Annotated in this window: 6 protein-coding genes; 3 read left to right on the forward strand and 3 right to left on the reverse strand. The window is 70.6% G+C overall.

From position 1 onward, the window contains the following. Nucleotides 1-25: 25 nt before the first annotated feature. Nucleotides 26-439: an SsgA family sporulation/cell division regulator gene (locus tag ABZT04_RS38930; RefSeq protein ID WP_356063513.1), complete on the reverse strand. Its 414-nt coding sequence runs from the start codon at nt 437-439 to the stop codon at nt 26-28. Nucleotides 440-638: 199 nt separating this feature from the next. Between ABZT04_RS38930 and ABZT04_RS38935 the strand changes: the two genes are divergently transcribed. Further along, nucleotides 639-854: a hypothetical protein gene (locus tag ABZT04_RS38935; protein ID WP_356063515.1), complete on the forward strand. Its 216-nt coding sequence runs from the start codon at nt 639-641 to the stop codon at nt 852-854. Nucleotides 855-1,720: 866 nt separating this feature from the next. Here the strand turns inward: ABZT04_RS38935 and ABZT04_RS38940 are convergent. Continuing rightward, nucleotides 1,721-3,991, reverse strand: coding sequence for a M4 family metallopeptidase (locus ABZT04_RS38940; RefSeq protein WP_356063518.1), 2,271 nt, complete (start codon nt 3,989-3,991; stop codon nt 1,721-1,723). A 539-nt stretch (nt 3,992-4,530) separates the two neighbouring features. On the opposite strand from ABZT04_RS38940, the gene ABZT04_RS38945 reads away from it, so the two are divergent. Continuing rightward, entirely contained in the window at nt 4,531-5,958 is a 1,428-nt protein-coding gene (locus tag ABZT04_RS38945; protein ID WP_356063521.1) for a SpoIIE family protein phosphatase, read from the forward strand. 37 nt (nt 5,959-5,995) lie between these two features. Here the strand turns inward: ABZT04_RS38945 and ABZT04_RS38950 are convergent, their stop codons facing one another. After that, complete coding sequence (locus tag ABZT04_RS38950) at nt 5,996-7,504, reverse strand: hypothetical protein (protein ID WP_356063523.1); 1,509 nt, start codon at nt 7,502-7,504, stop codon at nt 5,996-5,998. A gap of 243 nt (nt 7,505-7,747) precedes the next feature. Here ABZT04_RS38950 and ABZT04_RS38955 point away from each other — a divergent pair. Beyond that, the coding region (locus tag ABZT04_RS38955) for an aminoglycoside phosphotransferase family protein (RefSeq protein ID WP_356063525.1) at nt 7,748-8,946 on the forward strand (1,199 nt) is incomplete at its 3' end.

Raw genomic sequence — 8,946 nt, forward strand, 5'->3', positions numbered from 1 at the left:
CCGCCGCCGGGACGCCGAGTTGGGCTCAGACGATGCCGAACAGGGCGCTCAGCCCCCGGTCGACGACCGCGTCCATGTCCTCCTGCCCGGTGGCCACCACGTCGTAGGTGCGCAGCAGGAAGCGGCGGAGTTCCGGGGTGTGGAAGTGGAGCAGGGCGAGGCCGAACGGCGAGTGGAACTCCAGCACCGTACGGGTTCCGCCGCACGGCCACAGGTGCACATCACCGCCACCGGCCGGCCTGCGCAGCCCCTCCTCCAGCAGCGCCCGGCCGAAGGTCCAGGTGACACCCTCACCGTCGAGGGACACCTCGGGCGGGAAGTCGAGGTGCACGGCCAGCGGGTCCGAGGCGAGATAGCGGAGCGTGGCGGACACGGGTAGCTCCGTGTCGTCGGCCGTGATCAGCCGGGCCCGGGTGGGCTGTTCGAGAGTGATGTCCATGGGCGGTCTCCCCTGCGGGCGTGAGGTCGGCCGAATTGCCGTGTGCCTGTACGACCACGCAGGTGCCCCTCGCATTACGCGGAACCGCGAATGAATTGATGTGACCTGCGTCATGCTGGTGCCGTGGTGTGGGGCTGCTGGTGAATCCCGTTTGCAGTCGGGCGGGTGAGACATGTGGGGTGAGCACATGGATGGGGCCATGGAGCAGGGGCGACCGGCCATGTGGCGCAGGACGGCGGCGCTTGCGGCCCTGAGTGTGCCTCGCCGCCATGTGCTCACCGGACCGCTGGCCGCGTTCGTCGTGTCCAGCCTCGTCGCGGCATCGGCCACCTCGTACTGGCCGCTCCTCGCGGCACGGCTGCTGACCGCGCGGCCCATGCGTTGTTCTGGGCCGCTATGGGACCGGTCGCGGTAGGTCTGTTCGCTCCCGGGGTCCGCGGGCGGGTGCTCGGGGCGCTGTCCGTCGCGGGTTCGCTGGCCCTCGTGCTCGGCGTCCCCGCCGGTACCCGGCTGGGCCACCGCGACGGCTGGTCGGCACCGATCGCCGTACCGGCGGCGCTCGGGTACGTGTCCCTGGAGACGATCGCCGTCCTGCTCCCGACTCACGTCCGGACGAGGAACAGGCCGCCTACAGAACCCGCCCCGACGCCCGCCGGTTCGGGACCGTACTGGCGGCCGGGATCCTGTCCGCCACCGGCGCGTTCACGGGATTCACCTATGTCGTGAAGTTCCTCGGCGGTGCGAGCGGATTCCAACAGGGTGCGATCGGCGTCCTGTTGATGGTGTCCGGCGGTGCCTGCCTGAGTCGGCGTGAGCGTCACCGGGGCAGTACTGGACCGCTTCCCACAGGCCGCCCTCGGCACCGCAGTGGCCACCCAGGCGGTGGGCATGCTCGGGCTGTACGCCGCCGGTAGCAACCCGGTGGCAGCGGTCGCGTTCCTGGTCCTCATGGGCGGCGCACTCGGTCCCGTTTTCATGACGCCCCAGCACGCGATGCTGCACTGCGCACCGGGCCGCGCGGACATCGCGTTCGCGGAGGTACGGGGCACGTTCCTCACCGGCGGCCTGATGACCGTCGCGGCCTGCGCGGTGCTGCTCGGCGAGAGGGTGTCGCGACGCGGCCCAACACCCGTCCCGGGACGCCGCGTTGGAGAAGCAGGTCCGTCCGGTCGGCTGAGAGGCTCACTCTGGTGCGGGCTCGCCTCTCAGCCGGTTCGGACTGGTCGTTCAGTCGTGAACTGCGGGACGGTGCCCGTGAACTACCGGGCTACGCAGGCCGGTTCACGGAGTGAGCTGCCACTGTTCGATGTAGCCGACGTCGAGCGCGTCGTGGTCCTGCGCCCGCAACTTCCAGGTGCCGGAGATCGGTTGGGCGGAGGCGTCGACGGTGAAGGTCTGGTCGACGTTGTCGGCGGAGCCGCCGGTGCGGTTGAGGAGCGGGTAGACGGTTCCGTCGGGGCCGACGAGGTCGACGCTGAGGTCGCCACGGTAGGTGTGGACGATCTTGACGTAGACCTGGGTGGCGGCCGAGGCGTTGCCGTCGCGGCCGGTGACCGTGATCGGGGACTCGACCGCCGCGCCCGCGTCGGGGATGTCGACGCGGGTGGTGCTGCCGTAGATGTTGGCGACCCGCCAGGTGAAGGCGACGGTGGCGGTCGCGCCCGTGGCGTCGGTGACGGTCACCGTGACGTCACTGGTCCCGAGGCTGGTCGGGATGCCGGAGATCAGGCCGGTGTCGTCGATGGTCAGGCCGTCCGGCAGGCCCGTGGCCGAATAGGTCAGGCCCGCACCGGAGTTGGTGGTGTACGCCGCCGTCTGCAGGGACACGGCCTGGCCGACTCCGCTGAGCTGGCCGGGGATCGGGGCCACGTTGACGCCGAGGGCGATCCGGCTGCCGACGTTGATCGCCGCCCACGCGTCGGCCACGGCGAGGTAGGTGGGGCTGTAGGTGCCGAAGAGGTCCGCGGCGGCCTGGAGTGTCGCGGTGCGGGCGCCGGCGTAGTTCGTGGACGAGGTCATGTACGTGGTGAGCGCCCGGTACCAGATCCGCTGGGCGTTCTCGATGCCGATGCCGGTGACGGGAAGTCCGTCGTAGGTGGGGCTGTCGTAGGCGACGCCGTTGACGGTCTTCGCGCCGCTGCCCTCGGACAGCAGGTAGAAGAGGTGGTTTGCCGGGCCCGAGGAGTAGTGGACGTCGACGCTGCCCAGTGTCGAGCTCCAGTAGTCGCGGGACGCACCGTCCTTGGAGGGCTTGTCCATGTAACGCAGCGGTGTGCCATTGCCGTTGATGTCGATCTTCTCGCCGACCAGGTAGTCGGGGACGTCGGCGGGCAGGTCGCTGTGGAACTCCACCGCGGCGGCGAAGATGTCCGAGGTGGCCTCGTTGAGGCCACCCGACTCTCCGGAGTAGGTGAGGCCGGCGGTCGCGGCGGTGACGCCGTGGCTCATCTCGTGCGCGGCCACGTCCAACGCCGTCAGCGGATGGGTGTTGCCCGAGCCGTCGCCGTAGGTCATGCAGAAGCAGGTGTCGGACCAGAAGGCGTTGACGTAGTTGTTGCCGTAGTGGGCCCTGCTGTAGGCGGCGACGCCGTCGTTGCGTATGCCGTTGCGGCCGAACACATCCTTGTAGTAGTCCCAGGTGGCGGCGGCACCATAGGCGACGTCCACACCTGCGGTCTGCCGGTCGGCCGGCGTTCCGTCACCCCAGACATCGTTGTCGTCCGTGTACAGGGTGCCCGTGCCCGAGGTGCCCTGGTTGAGATCGTAGGTGCGGTGTCCGGCGCGGTCGCCGTCGACGAGTTGGTACGTCGAGCCGGAGAGTGTGGTGCTGAGCGGGACCGTTCCGTTGAACTGGCCCGTGCCGGTGCCGGTTTCGATGCCCTGGTAGCGGAAGAGGGCCTTGCCCGAGTCGGCGTCGGTGATCACGTGCAGTTCGCTGGGGGTTCCATCGTCCTGGAAGCCGCCGACCACCGCCTCCCAGGCGAGGACGGGCTTGGTCCCGGCGGCCCAGACGACGAGTCGCGGAGCGCCGTCGGCCTTGGCCTGCTCGCCGCCCGCCTTCACCGCGGTGGCAAGTGCCTTGGTCCGCGCCGTCGCCGACGACACGTTCGGGGTGGTGTCCGGCAGGGTCAGCTCCGCTGTCGCGGCCTTCGACACCGTGAGGCGGCCACTCTTGGCGTGGACGACCAGGTCGCCGCCGAGGACGGGCAGCCCGGAGTACGTCCGCTCGTAACGGGTGTGGGTGGTGCCGTCGGCGTCCTGTGCGACGTCCTTGACGACGAGTTTCTCCTTGGCCCCGAGGCCGAGGCTCTTCGCCGTGGCCCCGACGGCCGCGCCCGCGCTCCTGAGGAGGGCGGTGCGCTTCGTCGGCGTCAGTGCGGCCGGGGCCGCTCCGGCCCGGGGAGTGGCCAGGATCTTCGTCGGGGTGTGGTCGCCGGGGGCGGCGGAGGCGGCGCCGGTCTGCATACCGGCCGCCAGCAGGGTGCCCACCGCGGTGAGCACGAGGGCCGCGGTGTATCTGGGGTGGTGCGGATAACGGTCATGCCGGGTCAAAGCGTTCTCCTCGTGTGGGGTGGTCGGACTCGGTCGAGTCCTGGAGAGCGGGTCGGGCCGTGGTGGGGCCGTCCGGCGGCGCGCGGGTGAAAGAGGTGGAAGGGTGAGGGGAATGTGAACGCTCGGTGAGCGTGATGCACAGCAGAGTGGCATCACACCCACAGGATTGTCATGGCTACAACAAAGCAACGGCTCAAAATGGCGGCTGCGTACTGCGGTTCACGCACCTGGGCGACACTTTTCGGCCGGGCATCAGGCGGCGCGACCTGCTTGAACAAAGGGCCGTCGAACAGGTGGTTGAGTGGTGGCCGGAGGGGGTATCCAACCCCTCAACTCACGTACGGCGTCCAGGACTTGCCTCACCAGGACAGCTACGCCACTCGCTCGGCGCAAACCGCCCGCGAAGACGCTGGCATATGCCAGAAGCACCACCGGATCGGGTGTTGCCAAATCCCTTACAGGGCGTCGCAGGCTGTGCGACAGTCGTAACCGGTCCCTCCATCCGCCTTGGTCGTACCGTCCCCGCATCGGAGTGCGTCATGCCGTCCCATCTCTCTGCGGACCGCCCGGCGGCCCAGCCGCCCGCGCGCGGCTCGGTCGACGCGCTGATATCGCAGGCGCGCCGACTCATGGGCGACGTGGACGCCGTACGGCGGGACGCGCAGCAGGACGGTTCGGACCCGCGTGAGCGGTGGCAGCGCGCACTGTGCGATCTGGCGCTGCATCAACTCAGCGACCTCGACGAGCACTTGGGCCAACTGCGGGACGGCCCGCCGTCCGTGGTGGCGTCCGTCGAGCCGCCGCTCTCGCCAACTGCCGTACCGGAGGCGGCCCGGCAGGAGTCACTGCTCAGCCGGGTCGGCAGCGCCGAGTGGAATCTGCTGACGGACGAGGCGAGTTGGTCCGGGGAGCTGTATCAGATCCTCGGCCGCGACCCGGCCGCTCCCCCGCTCACCCTCGACGAACTGCCGTCCCTGATCCTCGACGAGGACCGGCCGCGGCTGACCGCGATGGTCACCGACTGCCTGGTCGACGCGAAGCCCATCGACGGCGAGTTCCGCATCGTACGGCCCGACGGCGCCGTACGGACCGTGCACATGATGGGCGAGCCCGTGCTCGACGCGGACGGTGGCACCGCCTCGATGTGGGCCGTGCTGCGGGACGTCAGCGAACTGCGCCGCAGCCAGCGGACGGTGAGCGAGACCCGTGACTCGCTGCAGCGTCACCGGCACCACGCGCAGACCGAGCGCCGGCTCGCGGTCGAGCTGCAGGAGGCCGTGCTGCCACCGTGGCGCGGTTCCCTGCGGCTCCCGCACCAGGGACCGGAGACACTGGACCTGGCCGCCCGCTATCTGCCCTCGTCGACGAGCGCGCTGATCGGCGGCGACTGGTACGACGCGCTCCAACTGTCCGACGGGGCCACGCTGTTGAGCGTCGGCGACCTCACCGGACACGGCGTCGCCGTCGCCTCGGGCATGGCGATGCTGCTCGGTGCCCTGCGCGGCATGGCGATGGCGGGCACCGAGCCCGGCCAACTGATGTCCTGGCTCAACCAGTTACTCGACGCCACCGTGCAACCGGCCCTGGGCAGCGCGGTGTGCTGCCGCTACCGGCCCGAGACCCGCACCCTGACCTGGGCGCAGGCAGGACACCCCGCCCCGCTGCTGTTCCGCGGCGGGACGGGGCGCATGTTGAGCGCACCGGACGGCGTCCTGCTCGGCGCCACCTCGGGAGCGGCCTACGGACAGGCCGAGGAGATCCTCGAAGCGGGCGACGTACTCCTGCTGCACACGGACGGACTGGTGCCCAGGGGCGATCGCCCCGAGGCCGCGGACCGACTGCTCGACCTGGCCCCGCGGTTCGGCGAGGCGCGCACCGCACAGGACTGCGTACGGATGGTCGTGGAGGAGTTCGGCGACACCGAGCGCGAGGACAACGCCTGCGTGCTCATCGCCAGAGCGACCTGACGAACCGTCACGGCCGACGATCAGCCGCACAACGTCCTTACGTCTGGGCGCTGTTGCCTCCCCTTGCCCTCGGGCTCTTGGCCTGTGTCTTCGGCAGCGCGAGGGCGATCTCCTCCCGGAGTTCGTGGATCTTCGGGTCGTTGGAGTACTGGGCGGTGAGCCGGTACATCTCGCGCAGCCGGTCCCAGGTGCGGTGGGAGGAGTTGGATCCCATCGACACCAGGGCCAACCGCGCGTACCGGTCCGCCTGTTCGGGGTCGTCCGCGATGAAGCACGCGGAGGCCATCGACAGGAAGTCGAAGATCTTCGACCGCTGTCGTCCGTCGACCCGCAGCGCCAGGGCCTTCTCCGCGTAGTGCTGGGCGTGCGCGGCCGCTCCCGGCTCGTGCTCGGCCAGCGTGCGGTAGGCCAGGGCCTGCATGCCGTAGAGGTCCTCCTCCTTGAAGGTCTGCATCCAGCTCGGCGACGGTACGTCGGACCGGTCGGAGACGAAGAGGTCCTCCGCCTGGCCGAGGGTGCGGCGCATCGCCTGGCCCTTGCCCATCGACGCCTGTGCCCAGGCCTCGATGGTGTAGAGCATCGCCCGGGTGCGCGGCAGCACCTCGTCGCCGGAACCGGCCTTGGCGAGCTTCATGAGATCGAGCGCGTCGTCGGGCCGGCCCAGGTGCACCATTTGGCGAGCCGCCCGTGAGAGCGCCTCCCCGGCGCGCGGCCGGTCGCCGCCCTCACGGGCCGCGTGGGCAGCGATGACGAAGTACTTCTGGGCCGTGGGCTCCAGGCCGACGTCGTGCGACATCCAGCCCGCGAGTACGGCGAGATTGGCGGCGACGCCCCACAGGCGCCGCTGCAGATGGTCGGGGTGCCGGTAGGCGAGCATGCCGCCCACCTCGTTGAGCTGTCCCACCACGGCCTTGCGTTGCAACCCGCCGCCGCGGGCCGCGTCCCAGGCTCGGAACACCTCGACGGACGCCTCCAGTTCCTCGATCTCCTGGGACCCGATGGGGGCGGCCTCATAGCGGTCGAACCCGGCGGGGTCGGCGTGCAGCGGATCGTCGGATCGGGGAGCGTCGGCGGTAAGAGTCGGGTCGGAGTGCAGCCAGTCGTACATGGCGCTGCTGAGTGCGGATCCTGCGGCGAGCGCGGCGCCCGCGCCCACCAAGCCGCGTCGGTTGAGCATGAGGTCCATTCCCGTGAATTCGGTGAGGACCGCAGCAGTCCGTCCGGGCGCCCACAGCACGACGTCGGGATGTTCCGCGTCCCCGTCGCCAGGCCGTTTCCCCACACGCCCGTGCCGGACCAGACCGAGGTCCTCGATGGTCACGACACGGCCGAGACGCTCGGTGAACAGAGCCGCCAGCACCCGCGGCACCGGATCGCGCGGGATCTCTCCCGTGTCGATCCAACGCCGTACCCGCGAGGTGTCGGTCGAGAGCTGGGGGTGGCCCATGGCCGCCGCCTGCCGGTTGACCCGCCGCGCGAGTTCGCCCTTGGACCAGCCGGCCAGGCCGAACAGGTCCGAGAGACGGGAGTTGGGTTGTCCGTTCACATCAAGCCCCCAGGTTCTCGGCTGACTTGAACATAGCCCGGTGCGCCTTGCCGGGCGACTATTCGCCAGGGTTCGCCAGGGTGCGCCAGATGGTGTGCCACTGCGCATCTGGTGTCAGGTAGGAACGCGCCACCCCGACCCGGTCACCGAGGGACATTCCCCAGGATGCGCCCGGGGGACCGGGCCGGGCAGCGCACTTGCTTGGACAGGCACTGCAGGCACACGAAGGGATCTGTCTCTCCCATGTACACAGCATCGTCCTCCGTGTCCGCCCCGCCCCGGTCGCTGCACCCCCGCCCGGGCGCCGGCGGCCCCTACCTCGACCCGGCGCGCCCGGCGGCCGGCCCCGTGCTCGGTGCGGGCAGGCCGCGGCGCGTTCCGGGGATCGGCACCCAACCGCTCAGCGGGAGACTCGACTTGTCCGGCCCTCAGGGCGCCCAACTGCGTACGGCGATCGCGTCGGTGCACCGGATCTGCCCGGAGTTCGCTCCGGTGCAGGTGCTACGCCGCAACGGGCGCTCCGTGCTCCTGGTCGGAACGACCGGACGCAGCACGGCCGTAGCGAAGTGTTTACTGGACCACTCCCCCGCGTGGGCCGAGCGGATCCGGCACGAGATAGCGGCATACCGCTCGTTCGTCCGGCACCGCCCGCCGGTGCGGGTGCCGCGGCTGATCGCGGCGGATCCGGACAACTGCACGCTCGTCATCGAGCGGATGCCGGGCCGGGTGGCGGCGCTGCACCGGCACCCGGCGGAGGCCCCGCCGCGGGCGGACATCAGGGCGGCGCTCGGCGCGATCTGCCGGCTGAACGCCTGGCGGCCGCCGGCGGGCACCTTCGACGCCCCGCTGGACTACGCGGCCCGGATCTCCCGCTATCACGAGCTCGGGCTGCTCACCGACCGGGACATGGGAGACCTGCAGAAGCTGCTGCACGGCATCGCGCACTCGGCGGGCCGACAGGGCATGGGCCAGTTCTGCCACGGCGACGCCCTGCTGTCCAACATCCTCCTCTCACCGGCCGGTCCAGTGCTGGTGGACTGGGAGCATGCGGGCTGGTATCTGCCGGGCTACGACCTGGCCACGCTGTGGGCGGTCCTCGGGGACGCGCCGGTGGCGCGGCGGCAGATCAGCCAGATCGCGCAGTCGGCGGGACCGGCGTCACGTGACGCCTTCCTGGTGAACCTGATGCTGGTGCTGACCCGGGAGATCCGCACCTACGAGATGGCCGTGCAGCGTTCGATGCACGACACGACCCCGGCGGCACCGGGTCCGGCCCACCCGGGTGCCGCGCCGTCCGGCGAGGAGCAGCGGCTGCTGCTGCGGCGGCTGCACGACGACTGCCAGTTGGCCGATGCGGTCCTGGTGGGCGGTGCTCAGGGGCACGGTCAGGGAGTTCCAGAACGACGAACTCTCCGACCGGGCCGCCGCGTTGACGTATTACG

Origin of the sequence: Streptomyces sp. NPDC005492 (genome assembly GCF_040605995.1) — a bacterium.
Classification (GTDB): domain Bacteria; phylum Actinomycetota; class Actinomycetes; order Streptomycetales; family Streptomycetaceae; genus Streptomyces.